Origin of the sequence: Vibrio sp. SBT000027, from assembly GCF_963894355.1 — a bacterium.
Taxonomy (GTDB): domain Bacteria; phylum Pseudomonadota; class Gammaproteobacteria; order Enterobacterales; family Vibrionaceae; genus Vibrio; species Vibrio splendidus.
Window position 1 is genome coordinate 1,529,008 of sequence record NZ_CAWQGD010000001.1, and the last position, 24,037, is coordinate 1,553,044.

The window sequence follows — 24,037 nt, forward strand, 5'->3', positions numbered from 1 at the left end:
CAGAATACGCTATATTTTGCAGTGTTTCTTATCTAAAACCAATAAAACGGCAATTCATGCTATCTAGACCTTTAGCTTCAAAAATCATTCTCTCACTACTGGCCTCAGTAACCTCTGTCGCGAGTGCTAGCGAGCCTTTGAGCCCAATAAAACCTGCCGAAGCCACATCACATAAAGAGAAAATTTGTGCCATTTATCCGCACCTTAAGGATTCTTACTGGTTGTCTGTTAACTATGGCATGGTCTCTGAAGCAGAAAAGCAGCAAGTTGAGCTAAGAGTATTAGAAGCCGGCGGATACCCAAACATTGGTAAGCAAGCCTCACAGCTGGTGCTTTGCACACAATGGGGAGCCGATGCCATTATTTTAGGCACAGTTTCACCCGATGCTTACCATGACAATCTTACGGATTGGGTTGGCTCTACCCCTGTGTTTGCTACTGTCAATGAGTTGACCGTCAATGAAGAACAACAGAAGGTATTGAAAGGCACGGTCGGTGTCGACTGGTATCAAATGGGATTTCAAGTCGGAGAGTTTTTATCGAAACGACACCCGAAAGGATCAGGCGAAACACCTATCGCCTTGTTACTTGGCCCGCAATCAAGTGGCGGTACTAAGCCTGTAGCTCTTGGGTTTTATGATGCAATCAAATCGAGCGATATCAAAATTGCGATAAGCTATTGGGCAGACAACGATAAAGAACTGCAAAGAAACTTGGTACAACAAGTCATCGAGCAGCCGGAGATTCAATATATTGTCGGAAGCGCAGTCGCGATTGAAGCTGCGATAAGTGAGCTGAGAGCAGCCGGTAAAACCAAAGAAATTGGATTAATTTCAAGTTACCTAAGTCACGGAACCTACCGCGGCTTACTTCGTAACAAGGTGCTTTTTGCACCAACAGATAAAATGGTTGAGCAAGGTCGCTTGTCGGTAAAACAAGCCACCAGTTACTTACGCGGTCAACCTTATGAAAAACACAGTGCACCCATAATTGAAGCACTGACACCTGCAACACTCAAAGATCAAATTATCGCCGACTCATTGTCACCTTCTGAGTTTCGTCCGGTATTCAGTGTGAATCCTTAGTGCTATATTGGCTGAAGAACTCAAAACAATAAAAACGAAACAATCATTTAGGGAACATTCATGCAAAAAACGACGCGTACTATGCCAACGCATAAGAATATCGCTTTGGTCGCTCATGACCATTTCAAACCTGAGCTACTTAGATGGGTCACAGAGAACAAAGAAAAACTACAAAAGCACTTCCTTTATGCAACGGGCACAACGGGTTCTCTACTAAGTAAAGAAACGGGCCTAGCAATTAAGAGCATGATCAGCGGCCCAATGGGCGGTGACCAACAACTTGGTGCGCTTATCTCTGAAGGCAAGATCGATATGATGATTTTCTTCTGGGATCCACTGAATGCCGTACCACATGACCCAGATGTAAAAGCACTGCTTCGTATCGCAAGTGTTTGGAACATTCCAGTGGCAACCAACCGTGCTACCGCTAACTTCCTATTTAACTCTTCACTGCTTGAAGAAGAAGTGATCATTGAGATCCCAGACTACGAAGCGTACCTAGCTGAGCGAACTTAATGGTTCAGTGCTCTTAACTAAGCAGAACGCTTCGATATGAACGAAGAAAAACGCTTCGTTAAGAAACAAGATAACGTCACAGACTAAAAAGCCTGCATTTTATCGCAGGCTTTTTTTTTCACCAGAATCTTAACTCGCTACTTGTCACTCCATACCGCCATTTCGTTGCCACTTGGCTCTCTAAAATGGAAACGTCTACCACCGGGGAAACTAAAGATCTCGCGATTTATCTGACCACCAGCATCAAGCACGTCACGCTCGGTTTGCTCAAGATCTTCGCTATAGAAAACCATCAGCGCTGCGCCACTTTCAGCATTAGACGCCAGATCCGCTAAATAGAACCCACCCATTAAGCCTTTACCTTCGAAAGCAGAATACTCAGGACCATAGTCTTCAAAGCTCCAACCAAACACTTGGCTGAAAAACGCCTTAGTTGCAGCGATGTCTTTCGCAGCAAATTCAATGTAGTTAATAGAGCCGTGTTCCATAGCGGATTCCTTCTGCTTTATGCGTTTACCTTGTGATATTAAGACAGGGCTTGAAGATCTAATCTTAGACAATTACACCAAGTGACATCACTTTTTACGAACGACAGGGTAATCAGAGCCATGCAGTTCTTGTACAAAACCAGAACCGTCGCCACTGTGCGTGATCCATACTTTCTCTTTCGCTCGCGTCATTGCCACGTAAAACAAACGACGCTCTTCCGCATAAGGGAACGCGTCTGATGATTCGGTCAATGCGCCATCAATATGCAGCTGTTTCTTCTTCGTCGGGAACTGTCCTTCGTCAACACAAAGAATAATCACAAAGTCCGCCTCTTTACCTTTACTGCCGTGGCAAGTCATGAACTTGATATCAATAGAGGTAAAGATCTTCTTCCAGTCTTCCAACAACTCTGGCTTGTGGTAATGATTACGTCCAAGTAGCAGCACAGACTTGTTGGTTTTGCCTTTTGATTGACGGTTCAATTGGTCGAGGATCTTCTCAACTTCTTTGCTTGGCGCACTGTACACCGCCTTCTGCTTCTGTTGTTTGAAGCTATTCAGTTCTTTCGGAAGCTGAATCGGGTTTTCCTGCACAAAACGATTGGCAACTGCACCTAACTGATTGTTAAAGCGGTAAGTCGTATCTAGGTGATGAATCGTCGAGCTCTCAAAACGATCCTTAAAGCCCGTCGTTAAATCCACATCTGCGCCCGCAAACTGGTAAATCGACTGCCAATCATCACCTACCGCAAAAATAGAAGCTTGGTGTTGAGCTTTCGACTGATTACACAGCGCCTCAACCAAGGCAAGACGATCTGGCGAGATGTCTTGATACTCATCGATCATGATGAACTTCCAAGGCGAGATAAACTTGCCCTTTTCGACATACTGAGTCGCTCGGCTGATCATGATTGAGAAGTCGATATGATTCTGTTCTTTCAGTTCTTTTTGCCATGCTGTCACGCATGGCCAACACAGTGAAAGCTCGCTGTTGAGACGCGTGTAGTCTCTATGATCAATCAACTGCTGTTGCACTTCCTTCTTCGATAAACCCGATGCATTCAACTGCTCAAGCTGCTTTTCAAGCCAACCAATCAACTTGAGGTTTGAAACATGGCTACCAAGTTCGTCATCACCTGTTAAATAAGCGATTGGCCATTTAGACAGATGCTTTTGCCAACGTTTGAAGTTAGTCGGCGTCATCCAGTGCTTTTTCAACCAATCAATACACCATGCTTGGCGTTGATTGTCATCGAGCGCTAACGGAGAGATAACCACACGTTCAGGTTCAACCTGATTAAGGATCTTTAAACCCAACTGGTGGAAAGTACTCACTTGCACCTTCTCTGCTGATAAACCAATTTTGCTGTTAAGGCGCTGTTTCATCTCTTCCGCTGCTTCGCGACCAAATGCGAGCAATAACAGCTCTTCAGCTTGAGCTTGATGGCTTTGCAGTAAATACGCGACGCGAGCTGTAAGAACACTGGTTTTACCCGAGCCAGCGCCCGCTAAAATAAGGTTGTGATCATCATTCATCAAGACCGCATATTGCTGAGATAAATTGAGTGGTGACGATTCACATTGAGCAAACAATACTTCCCAGTTTTGTCTTTCTGTTTCTAACCACTGCTGATTTCTTTCGGCTTGCTTAATTTCCGTCTCAGACAACCATGGCTGCATTCGAGCAATGCGGTTTGGCATACGCTGCGCTGCTTCTTCTAAAGTCATCGTCATATTTTCTAAACTTGAGTTAACCATGTCGACCCAAGTCTTAACTTTAGAATGCGCTAGGAAAGCAGGAAGTTGCTCAAGACGTGTCAATTCAGCTTCCCATTGAGGAACGTGTTCAGCCAATTGTTCACATTGTGTGTCATGCCACTTCTGATAAGCAGCAACCGATGCGCGTGCAAATTGACGGCATTGTTCCCAAGGTAGGCCTTGTACTAACCAGCTGCGCTGTTTGCCATCTTGTTGATTAGCAAAGAACTGTAACGATCCCCAAAACAATCCGCGTTTTATCGCGATCTTGCCACTCCAAATAGTAAACGGGATTCGCTCTTCACTGCCTACTGAAGATAACAGCAGGCGTGGACCATCAAGTTCGACTTGATGATATTCATTTTGAATAAAAAACTGTGCAGTCTTGTTAGCGCTTAGCTGCATTGGAGTGTGCTCTCTAATTGGGAATATTGAATTTATATCATGATGCTGTGAGAATTAATAATGTCTCACATCTTATCGATGCTTTCATGACCATCTAGGGGCAATTATGGATAAGTATCAAATTCTTGTGCTTGATTTCTGTTAGGATTATGGTTTTAGTGTGTCAAGTGAGCGACTGTGGACTTCTCAGCCAAATTGCGCCTCTATTGGGCGAATAAAACCATAAATTACAGCGTATTAATTCTCATCACTCTACTCGGTGTTGTGGTTCCTGCTTGGTATTATGGACAAAACACACTCATCACACCTTTGATCTTAGGTGTTATTGCTGCGGCTCTTGCTGAAAGTGATGACAGTTTTACTGGCCGCCTCAAAGCACTCACATTGACCTTTATCTGTTTCGCTGTAGCCGCTTTCTCTATTGAGATCCTGTTCGATACACCTTGGCTGTTCGCGATAGGGCTTTTCGTTTCAACCTTCTCTTTTATTATACTCGGTGCAATTGGCCCTAAATACGCCAGTATCGCGTTTGGTTCGCTGCTTGTTGCTATCTATACCATGCTCGGTGCCCATGAGAGCACCAACCTTTGGTTTCAACCGCTTCTACTTTTAACCGGCGCCGCTTGGTACTACTTCATGTCGATGATTTGGCAGATTGTTTGGCCGATGCAGCCCGTACAGCAAAACCTAGCGACGGTATTCGATCAAATCGGCAATTACATCGGCTCAAAAGCGGAACTCTTCTACCCTGTATCTGACCTTATTCCTCAGCCACATCGTATTATTGAAGCTAAGTTAAACGCCAGTACCGTTAATGCACTCAATATGTGTAAAGCAACACTGCTTAACCGATCTAAGCGCGGGCACATTGATGGTCCGAGTGACCGATTCCTAAATACCTATTTCATCGCACAAGACATTCATGAACGCGTAAGCTCTACCCACTACCGCTATCAAGAGCTGGCAAAGCACTTTGAACGCTCTGATGTGTTGTTTCGATTCAAGTATCTACTCGAAGCCCAAGCCACAGCCTGTAAAGAAGTGGCGAGCTCATTGAAAGTCGGAGCTGAATACCAACATGGCGATAAATCTGTATTAGCACTTGATGAGTTAATGTCTTCGCTTAACCATCTTAACCAACAGAACAAGCCCGAGTGGAAATCACTACTCAACCAGTTGGATTACTTATTCAATAACCTAGCTACCGTCGAAAAGCAGCTCTCGAATATCAGTAACCCGGATGCGGAAAAGTTGGAAGAAGATGTATTGGACGATACCAACCCTCATACTTTGACGGCAATGTGGCACAAGATCAAAGCCAACCTGAATACCGACTCGATGCTGTTTCGTCATGCGATTCGTATGGCAATCACATTGACGCTCGGCTACGGGATCATTCAAGGTTTTGACATAGAGCGTGGCTATTGGATTTTGCTGACGACACTGTTTGTATGCCAGCCAAACTACAGTGCAACACGACAAAAGCTGACGGCTCGTGTCATTGGCACCGTCGCAGGCTTGTTGATTGGCGTACCACTACTGACCTTCTTCCCGTCTCAAGAAAGCCAGTTAGTTTTCATTGTGATCAGTGGCGTGATGTTCTTTGCATTCAGAATCAATAACTACGGATTTGCGACCGGCTTTATCACGCTGCTTGTACTCTTCTGCTTTAACCAATTAGGGGAAGGCTACGCGGTGGTATTGCCAAGACTAGCGGATACCTTTATTGGTTGTGCCCTCGCCGTACTTGCTGTCATTTACGTGTTGCCTGATTGGCAATCAAAGCGATTGCACAAAGTAATGGCAGATGCGCTCGATTCCAATAAGAACTATCTCGCTCAGATCATTGGCCAGTATCGTGTAGGTAAAAAAGACACCCTTAATTACCGCATTGCGCGCCGCAGTGCACACAATAACGATGCCAACCTGACTGCGGCCATCAGTAGCATGCTGGTTGAACCGGGCAAGTACCGCACCTCTGAAGATGAGAGTTTTCGATTCCTAACACTTAATCATGCACTACTCAGTTATATCTCTGCTTTAGGTGCTCACAGAACACGTATCGATGATGAAGCAACACACAAACTGGTGTTAGATGCACACAGAGTAATACACGAACATCTCGACGCTCTAAATGATCAACTCTACTCCCACCAAGAACAGTGTGAAGTAAAAAACGCTTACGACCCTGAACTGGATAAACGTCTGAGTGAGTGGCGAGAAGAAGACGAGAGTTCTGTCAGAATGGTTCTACAACAGCTGCATTTGATCTATCGAATGCTTCCAGAATTGCATACCTTAGCGACCAAGTTTGCGGTTAAGGTAAAGATAGATAAGCCGTTTGAAACAGAAGCTTCTTGAACAACAAACAAAATACTGTAAAAACAAAAAGATACCGCCAATCGCTCACCTTTTGATCATGAAATGTGATTTATATATTGCTCTATCTATACCCCCAATTGGGTAGAGCAATTACTTGCCTACCCTTGCACCACAAGGGATGCGGGGATTTTTACATTGTAGGAATTCTCTGACTTTGATTGACCCAACCATAACTTTGCCTAACATTTCTCGGACAAAAAACGACCACAGAAATTTATAGTTGTCTTAGTTTTAGGAAACTTCAAACTTCATTTAATATTCACTTAATCTTGTTTGATTTCCTGAATCAGTAGGCTATGCTCTATAGAGCATATGGATTTGAACAAAGGTCACATTATGAATACACAGCAATTTGAAGTATTTAAGCAGCAAATACAGCTTCTTAGCCCACAGCAATTGAAAGCACTTCAAGGTGAAATCGACGGCAACCTTGAAACGGACCAGCCTTCTCTACTGACTGATGAAGAGTTAAACGCACTGAATGACCTGTTTAATTAATAGACAGACGTCACTATTTTAGCTTAAGTTCACCGTTTCACCGTAAATTTCACCTGTTCACCATTGCGCTCAAAATATCGTCCGCCTAGACTCATTCAATACGTCAATAAAAGGTTCTGCTATGTCGATATCTGGTATTCAATCTGGTTACGCCATTATTCAGCAGTCAACCAACATGGCTGAAGAAGCCGCAATCGAGCTCAACCAATCCTCCAAACACTCTCTAGAATCCGATGACGCTTTCCAAACCAGCGATTTCAGCTTTAACCAAATAGAACCTGAACAATCCATTTCGTTTAAAGAAAAAGAACCGGAACCATCTTCATCCTCAACGGATGCACTCATCAAACTGACTCAAAGCGCAAGTTATAACCGCGTTGGTGCGAGTGTGATTGATCGTCAAAACGAAGCCATCGGCAGCCTTCTCGATATCCATATCTAGTTCAATCTCATAGTGAGCATTTTTTGACGAAGTTGTCTTGCTTAGGCGAACAAATTGCTGCTAAACCCATACAAACTGTAACTCATTATATCAGGCGCTTGTTTCTGGTTTATTACTCGGTAGAATCAGCGCAAACCAATTTTGCTGCACAAACTTTACTTCATACTATTTATGCCAAAACTAAATCTGCATCGCCGTGACTATGTTTCTATTTTAGGAGGCGACATCTCCGCAGACGCATTAGAAAAAAAGCTTCAGCCTCATTTTGAAAAGCCCGTAAATAAGCTGACTCCTAGCCCCTATCTGACAGAAAAAAATCTAGCACGTCGTTGGACAGCTCTCGACAATTCAGATTCTCAACAAGAGCTCCTCGACCCTCATACACAAAGTCAGATCCAAGCTTATGAGAAAAACATTGAGCACTTTATTGGCACCGTTAAAGTCCCTGTGGGAATATCTGGCCCTTTAAGAGTCAATGGCCTATTTGCTACGGGCGATTACCTCGTCCCACTCGCAACTACAGAAGCTGCGCTTGTTGCGTCTTATAACCGTGGTTCTAATCTGATTACGGCCTGTGGTGGCGCAAGTGCTATGTTGCTCAATGAAGGGGTCACACGTACTCCTGGTTTCGCATTCCAAGGATTAGTTGAAGCCGGACAGTTTGTGGCTTGGGCTGTGACCCAATATGACCAATTTAAAACCTTGGCTGAATCAACAACATCACACGGCAAGCTGACCGACATCAATATCAACATCGAAGGTAACCATGTTTATTTGGTGTTTGAATTTCTAACCGGGGACGCTTCTGGCCAGAACATGGTGACCATCGCCACCAATGCAGTTTTTGAGTACATCATAGAAAATACGCCAGTTAAGCCCGATCATGCTTTCCTAGATGGCAACTTGTCAGGCGATAAAAAAGCCAATACTCAAACCTTGCGCAGCGTTCGTGGTAAAAAGGTCACAGCCGAGGTTAATATCTCTGCCGAGCTTGTCGCTAAGTACCTCCACACTACACCAGAGAAAATGGTGCAGTTCGGACAAATGACCACCGTCGGTGGTGCTTTGAGCGGTACGATTGGTATTAATGCTCATTATGCAAATGCACTTGCTGCGCTCTACATTGCTTGCGGACAAGACGCAGCCTGTGTTGCTGAATCAGCGATTGGTATGACTCGCATGGAACTCAATAAAGAAGGTGGTTTATACGCGAGCGTAACACTACCTAACTTAATGCTAGGGACTGTTGGCGGTGGTACCGGCTTACCAAGTCAAAAAGCATGTTTGGACTTGCTTGGGCTTCATGGCAACGGTAAATCACAAGCACTCGCTGAAGTTTGTGCTGCACTGTGTTTGGCGGGTGAACTGTCGATTGTCGGTGCGTTTTGTGCTGGCCACTTTTCACGAGCGCACCATAAACTAGCTCGTTAATAACCTTTGTCAGATTGGCTTGTTGTTTGTGTGTTGCGCCAAATATCAAGCCATTCTCAATGTATGAGTCATAAATGGATTACTTACACCTATCTAGAGTGAGCCTTAAGCACCTCACTGCGCTTCATATTATGCTGAACACCCACAGCGTTACTCAAACCTCAGAACAACTTTGTGTAAGCCCTTCGAGTGTGAGCAAAACCTTGTCTCAACTGCGTGACATTCTTAATGACGAACTGTTCTATCGAGATGGCACCAAGCTGATCCCGACGCCATTTGCCTTGCAGATAGCTCCGACCGTTCACGCGATTCTTTCAAGCATGAACGGACTGCTTCACCAGAAGAGTTTTACCCCTCAAGAATACCAAGGCAGCTTTTCACTTTCGATGCGCGAAAGTACCTTTGAAGTATTCGCATCAAAGCTCAGCAAAATTACCACTGAACTCGCACCAAAAGCCAAACTCAACATCTATTCAAAGCAACAGCTGGGTTTTGATGCTTTGCTCAGCGGTAAGATCAATTTGATCTTATTGCCCCATGATATTTCCCAGCCACCGACCGATAATAAGGAGCTGGTTTGGGAAACGATTCTTCCAGACGAAATGGTTTGTTTGATGGGCGCAGACCACCCTCTTGCTCAGCAAGAGCTGACGATTGAAGGCTACTTAGATTACAAGCACATTGGGATTTTAGATAACGAACTGTCTCAGCCTTACTTTGAGCAAAACTTAGTTCAATGTCATAAGCCAAGAGATATGGCAATATCGGTCGCGGACTTCGGTGCAGCGGCTGTACTGTGTCACCACACGCCTTTCCTGTTCACTTGCTCTAAACAGTGGGCTGAACATGCTAAGCAAGCTCAGGGCTTAGTGAGCAAGCCCTTGCCTTTTGATTACGGTAAGGTGGCGTATAGCTTGGTATGGAACAAGCCCAACATGAATGATCAAGCGATCAAGTGGTTGTGTGACTTGTTTTTAGAAGCCTAACTCTTTTCGTCATTGATGACCGAAAATATTAGGTATAAACCTCGGGCGTTTGCATTGCCCTTTGAACGATCGTGTAAAGCTTGTCGTGAAAGCTCTGCATCTGTTGTTCGGTGCATTTAGGCCAATCTAACGCTTCACCAATCACACCATGATGCTGAAACGCATTCAGTCGAATTCGAACATCATTTGGTAGCGTCTTCAAGTAACGCCCCACTTGTTCAATTTCATCTTCAAGATCGCTTTTATTCGGAATATGCAGCAACCTAACTTCATACAGCTTTCCTTTGCCTACAAGATAATTGATGGTTTCAAACACCCGATGATTTCCTCTGCCCACTAACCATTGATGTGTTTCCGATTGCCATGATTTTAGGTCAATCATCGCGCCATCAAGATAAGGCAACACCTTGTCCCAACCTTGCAGTGGCAGCGAACCATTACTATCAATAAAGCACGTAAGGTGCGCTAGCTGCGGATCACTTTTAATCGCTTGAAATAGCTCAATGATAAACGGCAACTGCATGGTCGCCTCGCCACCTGAGATAGTGATTCCGCTTAAGAAAAATTGGTTATGCCTGACGAGTTCAAGCACCTCAGAGACTGCCATTGTGGTGATTTTCGGGCTCGACTTATGATCGCAGACATCAATGCATTGATCGCAGTTGGTGCAGGCTACTGGGTCCCAATTCACTTTGCCATCAATCATGCTTAAAGCACTGCTTGGGCAGCCGCTAACGCAGTCTCCACAATGGTTACAGTGGTTAATTGTGTGTGGGTTGTGACAAGTAATGCAGTCAAAGTTGCAGCCCTGAAGAAACAGCACCAAGCGGTTTCCCGGGCCGTCAACACAAGAAAAGGTCAGCACACGGCTGACCTTCGCTTGTTTTTCTGTCTTATTATTTTTAACCCTAGCCATTTGAGTTGTTAGATCAGAAATTTTCATAATTCACATTGTTCGTAGTCGAAACGCATCACACACATAACGCACGCACGCACGTTAAAGCTATTCGTATGTCGGCGACATCTCTAAGCTCGCTACACGTGGTTTACGCTCTAATATACCCGTGTTCTTCGCGGCTTCAGCACCTAAGAAGGTGGTATTAGTACGTGAGCCTTGCTCATCGTATTTCGCAATATCAGACAGTTTGACCATGTAACCCGTCACACGAACCAAATCGTTTGATGCAACGTTAGCTGTGAACTCACGGTAACCCGCCTGAATCGCGCCTTTACACAGGTTAAACATCGCTTCAGGATTTGATTTCACTGTTTCGTCGATGGTCAGAATGTCACTGATACCCGAGGTGTAGAACTTATGATGACCCGCGGTAGCACGAACGTAAGAGACAGGATCCGGTTCGGTGCCATAAGGAATACGGACACCCGGAGTCACATCTTCATCTAAACTAATACCGCCTTGAGCGTGCAACAGAGCCTTACCTTCCAGCCCATATTTCACTTCAGAACTTTCGACGATCTCAGCCAGCTTTTCAGAGATACGGTGACCGAGTTGATTCGCCTGTTCATCGTGACCATAGCGCCCTGCTTGGCCCTCTTTCTCCATCAAGATGTTGACTGCTTCCGCCATGCCATAAATACCAAACATTGGCGCAAAGCGGTCTTCTTCGATAAGACCTTCTTTGGTCAGGAAGCCGTCAAAAAAATTAGACTCTTCATGCAAGAAGCGGCTACGTGCGTTCATCAGTTCGATCATGATGTCGCTGTAATTCGGCAATACTTGTTGTAAGAAATCAGCACTGTCCTCAGACTTCAACGCCACTTGCTTTAGGTTCATACGCACCAAGGTGTTTGAACCGCCCGCTAAAGGCAAAGAGTTATAGCAGCTCACAATACCAAAACGCTTGTCACCGTAAGCCTCGGCATGCGCTGGATAGTTTGCGATATGTGGTTTACTGCACTCACAGATATTGCTTGCCGCATGACGAAGTAGATCATCAGGTGTCACAGCAGGGTCGTACATAAAGGTTAGGTTTGGTGCAATCTGCTTCAGTTCAGCGTCTACGCGCAAAATCGTACGGCACACAATGTTGTCGGTCGGGCCGATATTCACATGCATAAAGGCATCTGGCAGTGTGCGGTCCAGCATAATCCAGAACAACTTAAGCTTTTGATATACCTGCTCATCCGTCAAGTCGCCAACAAATGGCATCAGTACATCATCCAACTGACCTAGGTATACCGGAATTGATGTCACAGACGGAACATGGTGGTAAAGGATGGTAAGCATGTTCAATGCTTCATCGAAATTAGTGGCCGCGCTAAGCTCTAAATACTTTGAGCCTTGATGTAAGTATTTAGAATAGTCTGGAAGTACATAGCGCGGCTTAAATGGTGCATGCCCTTCAAACATGTCACATAGCACACCTTGTTGTAGGGCTTGCTCTACTTCGTTGCTTACCGGCATGTACGGCAAGCTTGCTTCAGCTTCTAAGGCAAGATAACTCGACTTCTGCTTTGGAGACAGGTGGGCATCTGAAATGATATTGCTAAAGCGTTGTTGTTGCTCTGAAAGTTGTGGAGAAGCAGATTGGTGGCTCATGATGAAACCCTTAATATTATTATGGGCTTATTTTATATCTCACTGTTACATTTCCACTAATGAAATGTATGCAAGACTATATTTCCAAAATGGAAATGAGTAATTTGTTAATTGCCGGAAATTAGCTTATCTATAAGCGAAATGGGAAGAAAGAAGCCAGTGTTGGCGTTGATAGTGATAGTGATACTGAAGATATTGAAAAGTACTCACTGGCTCGCCTGTTTGAAACACAAACGACTAAAAATAGAAAACCCACATAACTGACCTTAAGATCGTTGATGTGGGTTTCGTTATTTTAGATGAGCATTACCGAGGCTAGCTCTAGGCATACACACGATTACAGATGAGGAAGCACTTGTTTGCGTCCAACACCCATCAATACCTTTAACTCTCCTTGTGGAGTGTTGATCGAGAACGGCGTTGATACTTCAACCACTGCAAAGCCAGCTGCACTCAATACATTCTCTGAGCGCTGTTGGCTTACACCGTAGTCTTCGCTGTCGTTCTCTAAGTACCAATCCCAGTGTACAAACGTGCCGTCGTTTTCAAGCAGCGTGTAAATCAGACTGACTGTGTCTTGTAGGTTCGGGATAAAACCACACACCGAAGAGGCTACCACTAGGTCAAACTGGTTTCTGAATGCTGGATGCTGCGCTGCAAGCCCGCGCGATAAAAGATCAACAACCGGTTCAACATTGGGTAACTCTTTCTTATCTAACTCTTCAATCATCCCTTCAGAGATATCTAGTGCGATGATCTCTTTTGCTAAAGGAGATATTTTCTGGCTGAGTAATCCTGTACCACAACCAAAATCAAGGACACGGGTTCCGTTTAAATCAACGAGCGGTGTTAACTGGTCAAATACGGACTGTGCGAATACTGCGGTTGCGGGATCTTTATCCCAATCAACGGCGTACTCGTCCCATTGTTTCGCCATCATGGCCTCCATCTTTACTTCTTGTAGGTTCGGAACTTCCCCAGAATAAACCAAATTAGTCAATTCGTCATAGAGTTATCATGCAAAGATGGACTATTTCTAAGATAGTCAGCACAATATTCAGATAATATGCACCGACCCCCGCTCAATATGGAAATGAAATGAACCTTTCTCAAGTCCAAGCCTTTTGTTCCGTTGCTGATTTAGGATCAGTGTCTGAAGCTGCACGCCAGCTAGAATGCAACCGAACCAAACTCAGCATGTCGATTAAAGCCTTGGAAAAAGAGTTAGATGTCGAGCTGTTCGTACGCAGCGGAAACCACGTTGAACTTTCTGAAGCGGGCAAAGCCATTTACAAAGATTGCGAAGGCTTGTTGGTGACAGCAGCGCGTATTAAACAGACCTGCTTGCATGTTTCAGGCGAATTTAACGCGGAAATTTGGATTGCACGAGATGACTCTCTACCCGATGGAATGTGGCAGGATTTATCTCACGCCTTAAATAACAAGTACCCTTCTACCTCATTCAACTTTGTTCTCGCGTCAAGCGGCGACTTAGCTAACTTGGTTGAAACTCAGCAAGTCGACTTCGCATTTGGCGTCGATTACGAACGTGTCGATGACCCAAGAATTATCTACAATCCACTTGGTAAGATTCGAATGATGTCTGTGTGTAAGAAAGGACATGATCTGAGTGCGATGCGACGAGTGTCGGATGAAGTATTGAGGAATTCGATGCAAGCGACCATGGTTTATCTCAATGAGAAGGATAACCCTGAGCTTGAGCCCTTCTCTCGCCGTTATATTGGCTTCTCTAGCTTTGACTTCATGTTGGATACAATTTTGCGTGAAGAGGCGTGGGGCGTAATGCCAGAGCCATTGATTCGCCATTTATTGCGTGAACAAGAGCTAGCGGTGATCAAGCACACTTATGGCCTGACTCAAGAAGACTACTGTATGTTTACCGCGGCAGGGATGGCTGAACACCCAGGTATGAATTGGTTAGCGGATCAGATCAGCGATTACTTGTTTGATTTTTAAAGTGTCAGATAATGTTCTATCTCGACACTTAAAATCATCTAACAAATAGAAAGCCCTCTCTTTAAAAGACCATCACGTGATCAACTAAATAGCGTCCGTCTTCTTCAACCAACACCATTTCAGCCACAAACTCGCCTTTCGCAATGGTATACGCTTGCTTCCACACAAAGGCGATAGAATCTGAGCGTCTAAATAGTGCGACCTGCTTTCGTTCAGCAAAAAAGCCATTGCTGTGTTGATAATGGTGACATACCTTTTCTAAATATTCCGGCGTAACAATGTCTTTCATCCTTTGGGTAAAGTCTCGACAGTGCTGAGCATGATCAACCTTAGTTGAACCGTCCATCAAGTTATCCATGATCGGGTTAGCAATCACCCACAATTCGTTATCACTGATATCGTCAAACTTCATATCGATCCATTCCTTGTCCATTCCAATCCGTGCTCTCAGTCTCAGCCTCAGCCTCAGCAGAGTCTAGGAAATCAATGAGCCCCTAGCGACTAATGTGTTTTATTAATCATAAACGATCCTATTTCAGTTGCACACCATCCCCAAGAAACACTCAACGTCAATTTTACTGACACCGAATACTGACAATAAGTGATTGAATAATAACAACTTGAATATAAAATTAGTTACTGACATATAAACATCATCAGATAAAGTTTGTAAAGTTAGCTCAATATTAGAACAATGAAGTTATCAAAAACATCTGGAAAATTTTATGTGTGACAGGAAAAGCCAAAACGAAAATCGAGTACTATTGTTCTCAGCCCTTTTAGCATCAGGCTTCGCAGTTGGCGGATTGGTGTTGGGTCTTCTCGTTGGCTCTCTGGTCATAGTATTTGACGGTGTCTATTCTCTTATCAGCTTACTGCTAACTTTATTGTCACTAGCTGCATCGAAATACATTAATCGCCCATCAGATAGGGAGTTCCCGTTTGGTCGAGCCATCATTGAACCAATTGTGATTGCGATTAAAGCCATTGTGATTCTGCTAGTGGTTAGCTATTCACTTTACTCTGCGATTGGTGCGTTGATGACGGGTGGTCGTGAAGTTGATGCTTCTATCGCGACTCTATTTGGTATTTTCAACGTGTTGGGTTGTGGTTATGCTTGGTGGTACATCGCTAACAAGAGCAAGCGTATTTCTTCAGGTCTGATTCAAGCAGAGTCTAAGCAGTGGCAGATGGATACGCTACTGAGTGTGGCAGTAACGGCTGGTTTCGTAGCAGCTTGGTTAATTACCTTTTCTCCACTTGCAGAATACGCGGTGTATGCCGACCCAATGATGATGTTGCTGATGTCTTTCTACTTCATCAAAGTGCCTTTCGACATGTTACGTGAAGCAATGCGCGAACTGCTTATGATGTCGGCAAACAAAGATATTTGTGACGCGGTAGATAAGAACGTTGTCGCGGTAGACAAAGAAGCGGATCAAGATTTGGAGCTGATGGGTGTGACTAAGGTTGGCCCAGAACTAAGAATTAACGTTGATATTCATACCAACGACCAACAAGCCATTGCGGTCGATGATATTGAACGAACGCGCCGCCAGCTTAAGCGACGCCTATCTAAGATGCCTTATGAGCTTCAATTGAATCTCAATGTTGCGAGTTAAGTTTTCCACAGTAAACGAGGACACACCTCACCCGAGAACATAAACTCAGATTAAGAGTGAGATTGAGCCTTTTTAGAAGCCGACGCCTTTGCCGTCGGCTTTTCTCTTGTTACCCACCAGCAAGCGAGTGAACCAACGGTTACCATACAAACGCCCTGCCAAAACGTCATGGTCAACGACAAGCCTAAAATCAACGAAGAGAGTACGGTTGCGAAGATTGGCGTAAAATACGACATGGTCGCAAGAAATACCATATTACCACCCAGAATTGCCGTATTCCAAAGCGCATAGCCTGCTCCCATACAAGCGCCAGCTAACGCCAAATCAATCACCGCACTCGTTGTCATTACCATGCCTGTTTCATCACTCAATGCGTATTTGATCCACAGAGTGATCGCCGTAGCGATAAAGAAAAGCACAATCGCATTCTGTCCTTTAGCAACTCGCTGTGTGTAGTTGCAGTAAACAGCCCAAATAATCGCACCAAAAAACGCCATAGAATAAGTTTTAGGATTAGTCGCAATGTTTGCAGCAATTTGATCAACAGATAGACCTTGATCACCACTGATACTCCAAGCCACACCGAAGAATGCCAAAAAGATACTTGGATAAACCAACCAGTTAATCTTCTTGTCGCTCAGCAACACCGCAAACAACACCGTCAGTGCCGGCCACAGGTAGTTAATTACTGCCATCTCTATCGCTTGATGTCGGCTGTTCGCCATTCCCAAAGCCAGAGCCAGGAAAATCTCATAACAAACGAACAAGGCGCCGCCAATCAGCAAGTAAGACTTAGAAAAGCGTGACAACTTTGGTAAACCCATAACACAGACCAACAACAGTGCACTCACCGTGTAAAGGCTGGCAGCACCACCAATTGGACCTAGCTGTTCTGAGACACTACGAGACAGAGCAATCAAACAGCTCCATAGTAAAATGGCGATAATGCCGTAGCAGCTATAACGATGAGATTTCAGCACGCCTTTTCCTTCTTTTTATTGTAATTAGGTAATCAAAGCGAGCTTAAAACAAAGATAGGCTTAAGTACCACTATCGATAACTTGCAGTAGGTAAAAATAAGTAGCCGAGCACATAACTGTACTCGGCTATCAATCATTTACTCAAAAATCTAAAAGCAGTTAGCAGTTAGCAGTTATGCCAACAAAAGTGCTTGCAGGTCAGCCAGAGACTTAACCTGATAATGAGGGTTAATTCCTGCTGGCGTCGCTTTCTCTTGGCTATTCAACCAACAGGTCTCAATACCAAAATCCAAGCCACCTAAAATATCAGAGTGTGGGTTGTCCCCAACCATCAATACTCTTTGCTTTGATGGCAATCCAATCAGCTTGTGTGCATGCTCAAAAATTTCCGCATCCGGTTTGGCTACCCCAACCTCTTCAGAAATAATCACGTGATCAAAGTAATCCGTCATTCCTGTACGCTCTAAACGGATAGACTGAAGCTCTGTAAAACCGTTAGTAATGATGCCCATGTTCACTTTGCCTTTTAAAGACTCCATCAACTCTTGCGCACCCGGTAACAAAGAACAGATGTCCGCCATCGCCGTTAAAAATGCACTGTTTAAAGCAGCGGTTGTTGTTTCAAGCTTTTCAGCCCAGCTTTCGAAGCGCGTATGTTTCAGTTGGTCTGCGGTAATGCGACCATCTTGGTAATCGACCCAAAGTGGTAAGTTAACCTTTTGATAAGCCGAATAATCTTGCTCGCTGAAATCCACACCAAAGCGAGAAAACATCAACTTCATTCCTTGATAAGCATCAAAATGGAACAAAGTTTCATCTGCATCAAAGAATATCCAATCGTACTTCATTTTATTTCCTATTATTCGCGCTGTTGAGCAGTGCATGCACTGTTTTTGTCGTTGTTTTTATCGTTGCCTCAAAGGGCGGAGCATCACTTTACCCTCAATTTTGTGAGCCTGTATATAAATCTAATAATTTATAGAAAACAAGCCACAAGTCATGATGTATCGCAAATTTTGCCACATATTAAACCAATACCATACAAGAAATACACTTAGGTACCGGGAGGTACTATGAAGCACTTTTTACCGTCATCTGTCATGCTCACCCCTTTTCTTGTCAAATACTATGACGAGGAGCCAGAAGACACGCTTGATTCTGAAGAGTCACAAGAACCTCAAATTGAATGCAGTGACGACTCAGATAAAAAGTCGACACAAGCCTAACTAGAGCAGCTTTCAATGAAAAAGCTTACTTTTCATTGTTATAGAGCACCATTCTGCCCTTAGTTGAATCAATTTATCACTATCCATTACTGACAAAGAACACAGCCAAAATCCATGAAAACGATTGCTATATGAGCCCTATCACAACGACTAGCCACAAAGTGGTAGTTCGGGATCAAAGTTGTTCCAGATCAATGGTCAACCACTTGAATGCCGACAACATGTAGGAAATTAAAAATCATAATTAACGGAGTTTTCCAATGTCTACTGCATTTTACATCCCTACAATCAACTTCATGGGTACTGGCTGTTTGAAAGATGCTGCTGATAGCATTCAGTCTCAAGGATTCAAAAAAGGTCTGATCGTTACTGATAAGATCCTGAATCAAATTGGCGTAGTTAAGCAGGTACAAGATCTTCTTAGCCAGCGTGGCGTAGACGCAGTTATATTCGACGGTACTCAACCAAACCCAACCATTACTAACGTGAATGATGGCCTTGAATTGCTGACTGACAACAATTGTGATTTTGTTGTTTCTCTAGGTGGCGGTTCTCCACATGACTGTGCAAAAGGTATCGCTCTGGTTGCTTCTAACGGCGGCAAGATTGCTGATTACGAAGGCGTAGACCAATCTGAAAAGCCAATGATGCCACTGATTGCTATTAACACCACGGCTGGTACTGCATCTGAAATGACGCGCTTCTGCATCATTACTGATGAAGCTCGCCACATCAAGATGGCTATTGTGGATAAGCACACAACACCACTAATCTCAGTAAACGATCCTGAGTTGATGCTTGCTAAACCTGCATCACTAACTGCTGCAACAGGCATGGACGCGTTAACGCACGCAATCGAAGCTTATGTTTCTATCGCAGCAACGCCAATTACAGACGCTGTAGCAATTAAAGCAATCGAGCTTGTGCAAGCACACCTAAGAACAGCGGTAGCGCACGGCGAAGACATTGAAGCTCGTGAGCAAATGGCTTACGCGCAGTTTATGGCGGGTATGGCTTTCAACAACGCTTCACTAGGTTACGTTCACGCAATGGCGCACCAACTAGGCGGTTTCTACGACCTTCCACACGGTGTATGTAACGCTATCTTGCTTCCACACGTTCAACGCTACAACGCACAAGTTTGTCCTGAGCGTCTACGTGATGTTGCAAAAGCAATGGGTGTGAATGTTGAAGGCATGACTGCAGAACAAGGCGCAGAAGCGGCGATCAACGCGATTGTTCAACTTGCAAACGACGTGAACATCCCAACAGGTATCGCGCAACTTGGTGCGAAGCTAGAAGACATCCCAACGCTGTCTGACAATGCACTGAAAGATGCTTGTGGTTTCACTAACCCTAAACAGGCGACACACGAAGAGATCTCAGCAATCTTCGAAGCGGCAATGTAATCTAGATACAAGTCACTTCTTATAGCTAACACAAACGGGCTCACCTTCTGAGCCCGTTTTCTCTTTTCTGTCCCATGCCTTTCAAATCTTTTCCTTCTCCACTAGCCGCTAATCACTAATCACTAATCACTAATCACTAATCACGAAAAAGTCGCATTGTTGCAATCGCTTAGTTATAGTTAAACTATTGATATATAGAATGACAAACAGGTTCCATTGAGTCGTAAGATAGCTAGCACCTCATTATTAGCATCACTTCTTGCATACTCCGCTCAAGCAGAGGAGCAAAATGAGTGCCACAGTCAGCCGTTAGAAGACGCCCCTGTCGAAAAAGCTTACCATTTCCTGAACAGTAAATTTTGCCAACCCGCTCTGTGGTTTGATAGTTTTTTTGTTGATGACCGCATTACCGAAGATGCCAGAGCTGGAACGTCCGTCCGTTGGTATAACGATTTTATTTACTCGGAAGGTGGCGATGTCGACTACTCAACAAAACTCAAGGCGCGTCTGCATCTTCCTTTTGTGAGTAAACGCCTAAAGTTGATCTACGAGTCTGTCAGCGATGAAGAGTTCTTGGATTTTTTCCCGAATGATTCAGATGAATTGGACAGTGCGTTAGGTCTGCGTTACGACGCTTATGCCAAAGGTTATAGCAGCTTTAATATTAAGGCGACATTACGACCGCGTATTGAAGCTCGCTATCGTTTTACCTACCCTCTCACAACCGATGTGGTATTCAGACTAACCCAGCGGGTATATCAAGAAAAACAAGAAACTGGCGAGATCACTGACGTCGATTTTGATCTTTCTTTAAGTGATGATTTCTTGGCTCGATGGTCAAGCTTTGCAGGGTACAACGACGATCTCAAAGGTTGGAACTATGGTACGGGATTAACCTTGTATCACTACCTTGCTCAAGACCAAGCACTTCAATATAGCGCTACAATTAATGCAACGGATGAGCCTCATAATCATTACGAATACGCTCAGGTTTCGGTTACCTACCGACAAAACGTATGGAAAGAGTGGCTGTTCTACGAACTCATCCCTCGTTATCAATGGGAACGAGAACCCCATGAGAAACATACCGAAGAAGCCAACATCACCCTTCGGCTTGAAGTCCTGTTCAACAATGTGTAGCTCAATAATGTTGAGTTCAACAACGTATAGTTCTACAGTATCTAGCTCAACAGTATCTAGCTCAACAACGCCTAGTTAGTGTTTGAGATATAAGCATCGAGAGATAAGAACAGAGGCACAAAAAAAGCACATCATACGATGTGCTTTTTCAGTTCGATCAAGGCGTAGACTGCAATCTTAACCTTTGTAATTTCTTACTCGCGCCGCTTCTGCTTCACGTTTATCGACAACCGTCTTACCGATTGGCGCCAGCGAGATAACCGCGAGCTTAAGGTGTTGAATCGCGAACGGAATACCAATGATGGTAATGAAACACGCCACAGCTGACATGATGTGACCGATTGCTAGCCAGATACCCGCAAATAAGAACCAAATCACGTTACCAATCACGCCTAGCGGGCTCGTACCGATGTCCATTTCATTGGTAAGCTCGTCACGCGAAATCGCTTCCTGACCAAATGGGAAGAATGAGAAGTTACCCATAACAAAACACGCTCTACCCCATGGAATACCAACGATGGTAAGGAATGCGAGCAGTCCGAAGAACCACCAAGCTAGTCCCATAAATACGCCACCGAACAGAAACCAAATGATGTTTCCTATTGTTTTCATTCTGTATTCTCCAAATCTTGTAATACTGTTTATTTCATATGCCGAGTAAGGCAATACTTGTTCTAATAGGTTCATTATTGTTGAACCTTTATGAACCGTTTATGAATCACTTACATTTTATGTGATTGATACACGCCACGAAACGCCAAATCCGCATAGGGCTCATCGATTTTATTTGATACCATGCTCTTAGATTTTTAGTACCACAAAGCTAAACAGCTACAATAGCTACAACAACTAATTGAAGGCCGAATTTATGAACAACACTGAGCAACCTAAAAAGAAAATGAAAAACTGGGTGCCAATCGTCTTCTTCGGACTTCTCAGCACAGTCCCAGTGTTCATGTTCTTAGTCGACGTGTACATCAACCAGTATATGTAACAGAGCCGGACATCCTGGCTATATAAATGGATATAAGAACCCTTTCCTGTATCCATTTCAGTTCTAATTAGATCAGTTCTTCTTCAGTCAGCTCTTCTGTAATCAACTCAACTCTTCCGTGATCAAATCAGCTCTTCGTTAATCAAATCAGCTCTTCGCTAATAAAATCTAGAATGTCTATCAGCTCATGATCAGGCAAATTTAGTAGGTTATCCCCTACATACCATTCAATCTTACATTGGTTTGGCAACTCACTGATCGCTGGGTTTCCTATCCAAATCTTGTGTTTCTTCGCGATGTTATCTCTCACAATAATGCCGTCTTCGTAACTCACAGGTAAATAAAGATGAAGCATGTTGACCTGCGGTTGCTGCGGGTTAACCGTGAACTGAGGATAATCGAGTAAGATTTGGTAGATCTGTTTTGTTCGCTCAAACAGTGATGGCATCAACTCTAATCGCTCATCAAACTGCATTGCCGCTGAAACCACATAAGGCGTTCGGTGATAAACATTGCCGCCTTGACGCTTCATCCACGCAGATGCTTTCGCCACAAAGGCTTTATCACCCAGTAACAATGAACCACCGAGGCCGTTCAGCCCCTTATAAAGCGAAACATAGGCACTATCAAAACCCTTAGCAATTTCGCTGTATGGTTTTTGGTAATACGCGCCGCATTCCCACAAACGCGCACCATCCATATGAAGGTGAATTGATTGTTCTTTGCAGTACTGCTTGATCGCTTCAAGCTCATCCCATTCTGGTAATTGGCCGCCGATTTCACGCATGGGTAATTCATATAGAGCGGCTGCAATCTCATCAGGCCACGCCTTTAAGTCATCAACATTCCAAGTGCGAAATACGTTGCCTACTGGAAGTACATTGAAGCGATTTTGGAGCTGATACCCTTGGCGTTCATGACGCATAATATGACTCGATTCATGCATCGCCACTACAGGGTTTCTTTTCTCTTGGCACGCAATTTCTAATGCTGTGGGTTGATTCATGGTGCCGGTAATCACAAATACAGCCGCTTCATAACCTAGCAGTTCCGCGACTTTGTTTTCGAAGCTCTCGATAAACTCACCATCGCCGTAGCTATCATGGCTCACATTGTGTGTCTCACACCATTCAGCCATCTGAGCGAATGTTTGTGCTGGAGTCGGTTCTAGGTGACCGGAAAGCAACAAATCACATTGTTGACGCAAGTCCATGCTCATAGTTTTTCCTTTATTCATTATCGTTCTATGTAGGGTTATTGGATTATTTACGTTACCCACCAACGGTGACATAAAATGCCCATATTCGCTTTTACTATTCGTGAATAATTAGTTTTACTCAGTCATCGGCGGCTTGTGCCGGAAATACTCAAATTGACGGATGTTTTATATAATTAAGTACCTAAAAACACACGCATCTAAATAGATAAGTATGGGCTAATTCGTTGTTGTTCAACCATTCTTCTATTATTGTATAACTATAATTCCAATAAATATTATTCGTTAATGGACAAAGAGGGCTATATGTCGAAAAATCGAGTTTTGGTGCTATTCGCCCACCCTTCTCAGCATCGCTCTGAAGCTAACAAACCCTTATTTGAACAAGCCAAACGCATTAACGGGGTTACCTGTGTCGACCTCTATGCTGAGTACCCAACCTTCAAGATCAATATCGACCGTGAACAGAAACGCCTGTTGGACCATGACATCATCATTTTTCAGTTCCCACTATATTGGTACTCAACACCCGCGATTCTTAAAGAATGGCAAGACCTTGTTCTCGAATATGGCTTTGCTTATGGCACCGACGGTAATGAACTGCAAGGTAAAAGCTTGTTATGCAGTATCACCGCTGGTGGCAAGAAAGATGCTTATCAAACTGATGGCTATAACCACTTCACCATACGTGAACTGCTTCACCCAATCGAACAAACAGCATCTTTGTGCGGCATGAACTACTTGGCTCCATTGGCTTTATTTGGTTCACGTACTGCGTTGGAAGAAGGCCGAATTCAAGATCACGTAAACAGCTATAAAACGCTTTTAGAGGCTTTTGTTGCGGGCGAAGTCGACTTTAAAAAGGCAAGCAAGGCTGAAAAGCTAAACCATTACGTTGATGAACTGATGAGCAGAGGTTAAA

The 24,037-nt window shown here is 44.0% G+C and carries 25 protein-coding genes; 14 read left to right on the forward strand and 11 right to left on the reverse strand.

Annotation, left to right across the window (positions count from 1 at the left end):
• Positions 1–28: 28 nt before the first annotated feature.
• Positions 29–193 (reverse strand): hypothetical protein, encoded by a 165-nt coding sequence (locus tag AACU28_RS06430; protein WP_228010435.1) that lies wholly within the window; start codon positions 191–193, stop codon positions 29–31.
• Between AACU28_RS06430 and torT the strand changes: the two genes are divergently transcribed.
• Positions 138–1,085, forward strand: a complete 948-nt coding sequence (gene torT / locus AACU28_RS06435) for a TMAO reductase system periplasmic protein TorT (RefSeq protein WP_231900482.1) — start codon at positions 138–140, stop codon at positions 1,083–1,085. The genes AACU28_RS06430 and torT overlap by 56 nt on opposite strands.
• Positions 1,086–1,145: 60 nt before the next feature.
• On the forward strand, positions 1,146–1,601 hold the full coding sequence (locus tag AACU28_RS06440; protein ID WP_004730260.1) for a methylglyoxal synthase: 456 nt from the start codon (positions 1,146–1,148) through the stop codon (positions 1,599–1,601).
• A 137-nt stretch (positions 1,602–1,738) separates the two neighbouring features.
• Here the strand turns inward: AACU28_RS06440 and AACU28_RS06445 are convergent, their stop codons facing one another.
• The gene (locus AACU28_RS06445; RefSeq protein WP_121602608.1) at positions 1,739–2,089 is read right to left on the reverse strand and encodes a VOC family protein; all 351 of its coding nucleotides are present in this window, start codon (positions 2,087–2,089) and stop codon (positions 1,739–1,741) included.
• Between the two features lie 87 nt (positions 2,090–2,176).
• Positions 2,177–4,252 carry a DNA helicase IV gene (gene helD / locus AACU28_RS06450; RefSeq protein WP_102446765.1) on the reverse strand — a complete coding sequence of 692 codons (2,076 nt, stop codon included), beginning with the start codon at positions 4,250–4,252 and terminating at the stop codon, positions 2,177–2,179.
• A gap of 177 nt (positions 4,253–4,429) precedes the next feature.
• Here helD and yccS point away from each other — a divergent pair, with 177 nt between their 5' ends.
• The 5 genes from yccS to AACU28_RS06475 all read left to right on the forward strand — a co-directional run bounded on the left by yccS (position 4,430) and on the right by AACU28_RS06475 (position 9,991).
• Complete coding sequence (gene yccS, locus AACU28_RS06455) at positions 4,430–6,613, forward strand: YccS family putative transporter (RefSeq protein ID WP_004730255.1); 2,184 nt, start codon at positions 4,430–4,432, stop codon at positions 6,611–6,613.
• Between the two features lie 333 nt (positions 6,614–6,946).
• Complete coding sequence (locus AACU28_RS06460; protein ID WP_004730253.1) at positions 6,947–7,132, forward strand: hypothetical protein; 186 nt, start codon at positions 6,947–6,949, stop codon at positions 7,130–7,132.
• A gap of 121 nt (positions 7,133–7,253) precedes the next feature.
• Positions 7,254–7,574, forward strand: coding sequence for a hypothetical protein (locus AACU28_RS06465; RefSeq protein WP_114635497.1), 321 nt, complete (start codon positions 7,254–7,256; stop codon positions 7,572–7,574).
• 171 nt (positions 7,575–7,745) lie between these two features.
• On the forward strand, positions 7,746–9,005 hold the full coding sequence (locus AACU28_RS06470; RefSeq protein WP_102452762.1) for a hydroxymethylglutaryl-CoA reductase: 1,260 nt from the start codon (positions 7,746–7,748) through the stop codon (positions 9,003–9,005).
• Between the two features lie 74 nt (positions 9,006–9,079).
• Positions 9,080–9,991, forward strand: coding sequence for a LysR family transcriptional regulator (locus tag AACU28_RS06475; RefSeq protein WP_029222699.1), 912 nt, complete (start codon positions 9,080–9,082; stop codon positions 9,989–9,991).
• A gap of 28 nt (positions 9,992–10,019) precedes the next feature.
• On the opposite strand, the gene AACU28_RS06480 is transcribed toward AACU28_RS06475, so the two are convergent.
• The 3 genes from AACU28_RS06480 to AACU28_RS06490 form a co-directional block, all read right to left on the reverse strand.
• Positions 10,020–10,934: a YjjW family glycine radical enzyme activase gene (locus AACU28_RS06480; RefSeq protein WP_121602609.1), complete on the reverse strand. Its 915-nt coding sequence runs from the start codon at positions 10,932–10,934 to the stop codon at positions 10,020–10,022.
• A 60-nt stretch (positions 10,935–10,994) separates the two neighbouring features.
• A complete protein-coding gene (locus tag AACU28_RS06485) occupies positions 10,995–12,551 on the reverse strand; it encodes a YjjI family glycine radical enzyme (protein ID WP_121602610.1) in 1,557 nt (518 codons plus the stop codon).
• A 337-nt stretch (positions 12,552–12,888) separates the two neighbouring features.
• On the reverse strand, positions 12,889–13,488 hold the full coding sequence (locus AACU28_RS06490; protein ID WP_004730240.1) for a class I SAM-dependent DNA methyltransferase: 600 nt from the start codon (positions 13,486–13,488) through the stop codon (positions 12,889–12,891).
• A gap of 161 nt (positions 13,489–13,649) precedes the next feature.
• Here AACU28_RS06490 and AACU28_RS06495 point away from each other — a divergent pair, with 161 nt between their 5' ends.
• Positions 13,650–14,528 (forward strand): LysR family transcriptional regulator, encoded by an 879-nt coding sequence (locus AACU28_RS06495; protein WP_004730238.1) that lies wholly within the window; start codon positions 13,650–13,652, stop codon positions 14,526–14,528.
• Positions 14,529–14,589: 61 nt separating this feature from the next.
• Here the strand turns inward: AACU28_RS06495 and AACU28_RS06500 are convergent, their stop codons facing one another.
• The gene (locus tag AACU28_RS06500) at positions 14,590–14,940 is read right to left on the reverse strand and encodes a hypothetical protein (protein ID WP_004730237.1); all 351 of its coding nucleotides are present in this window, start codon (positions 14,938–14,940) and stop codon (positions 14,590–14,592) included.
• Between the two features lie 313 nt (positions 14,941–15,253).
• Between AACU28_RS06500 and AACU28_RS06505 the strand changes: the two genes are divergently transcribed.
• Positions 15,254–16,150 (forward strand): cation diffusion facilitator family transporter, encoded by an 897-nt coding sequence (locus AACU28_RS06505; RefSeq protein WP_004730235.1) that lies wholly within the window; start codon positions 15,254–15,256, stop codon positions 16,148–16,150.
• A gap of 50 nt (positions 16,151–16,200) precedes the next feature.
• Here AACU28_RS06505 and yddG read toward each other — a convergent pair whose 3' ends face one another.
• Together yddG and yjjG are read right to left on the reverse strand one after the other, a co-directional pair.
• Entirely contained in the window at positions 16,201–17,130 is a 930-nt protein-coding gene (gene yddG / locus AACU28_RS06510; RefSeq protein ID WP_121602611.1) for an aromatic amino acid DMT transporter YddG, read from the reverse strand.
• A 173-nt stretch (positions 17,131–17,303) separates the two neighbouring features.
• Entirely contained in the window at positions 17,304–17,978 is a 675-nt protein-coding gene (gene yjjG / locus AACU28_RS06515) for a pyrimidine 5'-nucleotidase (protein WP_121602612.1), read from the reverse strand.
• A 225-nt stretch (positions 17,979–18,203) separates the two neighbouring features.
• Here yjjG and AACU28_RS06520 point away from each other — a divergent pair, with 225 nt between their 5' ends.
• The 3 genes from AACU28_RS06520 (at position 18,204) to AACU28_RS06530 (ending at position 20,905) form a co-directional block, all read left to right on the forward strand.
• Positions 18,204–18,356: a hypothetical protein gene (locus AACU28_RS06520; protein WP_004730229.1), complete on the forward strand. Its 153-nt coding sequence runs from the start codon at positions 18,204–18,206 to the stop codon at positions 18,354–18,356.
• A gap of 260 nt (positions 18,357–18,616) precedes the next feature.
• The gene (gene yiaY / locus AACU28_RS06525) at positions 18,617–19,765 is read left to right on the forward strand and encodes an L-threonine dehydrogenase (RefSeq protein WP_004730228.1); all 1,149 of its coding nucleotides are present in this window, start codon (positions 18,617–18,619) and stop codon (positions 19,763–19,765) included.
• Positions 19,766–19,981: 216 nt separating this feature from the next.
• A complete protein-coding gene (locus tag AACU28_RS06530) occupies positions 19,982–20,905 on the forward strand; it encodes a hypothetical protein (protein ID WP_102449786.1) in 924 nt (307 codons plus the stop codon).
• A 177-nt stretch (positions 20,906–21,082) separates the two neighbouring features.
• On the opposite strand, the gene AACU28_RS06535 is transcribed toward AACU28_RS06530, so the two are convergent.
• Complete coding sequence (locus AACU28_RS06535; RefSeq protein WP_004730224.1) at positions 21,083–21,517, reverse strand: YccF domain-containing protein; 435 nt, start codon at positions 21,515–21,517, stop codon at positions 21,083–21,085.
• A gap of 256 nt (positions 21,518–21,773) precedes the next feature.
• Here AACU28_RS06535 and AACU28_RS06540 point away from each other — a divergent pair, with 256 nt between their 5' ends.
• On the forward strand, positions 21,774–21,899 hold the full coding sequence (locus tag AACU28_RS06540) for a hypothetical protein (RefSeq protein ID WP_017060906.1): 126 nt from the start codon (positions 21,774–21,776) through the stop codon (positions 21,897–21,899).
• A gap of 142 nt (positions 21,900–22,041) precedes the next feature.
• On the opposite strand, the gene AACU28_RS06545 is transcribed toward AACU28_RS06540, so the two are convergent.
• Positions 22,042–23,118: a threonine aldolase family protein gene (locus AACU28_RS06545; RefSeq protein ID WP_017082538.1), complete on the reverse strand. Its 1,077-nt coding sequence runs from the start codon at positions 23,116–23,118 to the stop codon at positions 22,042–22,044.
• A gap of 303 nt (positions 23,119–23,421) precedes the next feature.
• Here AACU28_RS06545 and AACU28_RS06550 point away from each other — a divergent pair, with 303 nt between their 5' ends.
• Positions 23,422–24,036 (forward strand): NAD(P)H-dependent oxidoreductase, encoded by a 615-nt coding sequence (locus tag AACU28_RS06550; RefSeq protein ID WP_121602613.1) that lies wholly within the window; start codon positions 23,422–23,424, stop codon positions 24,034–24,036.
• Position 24,037: the final 1 nt, after the last annotated feature.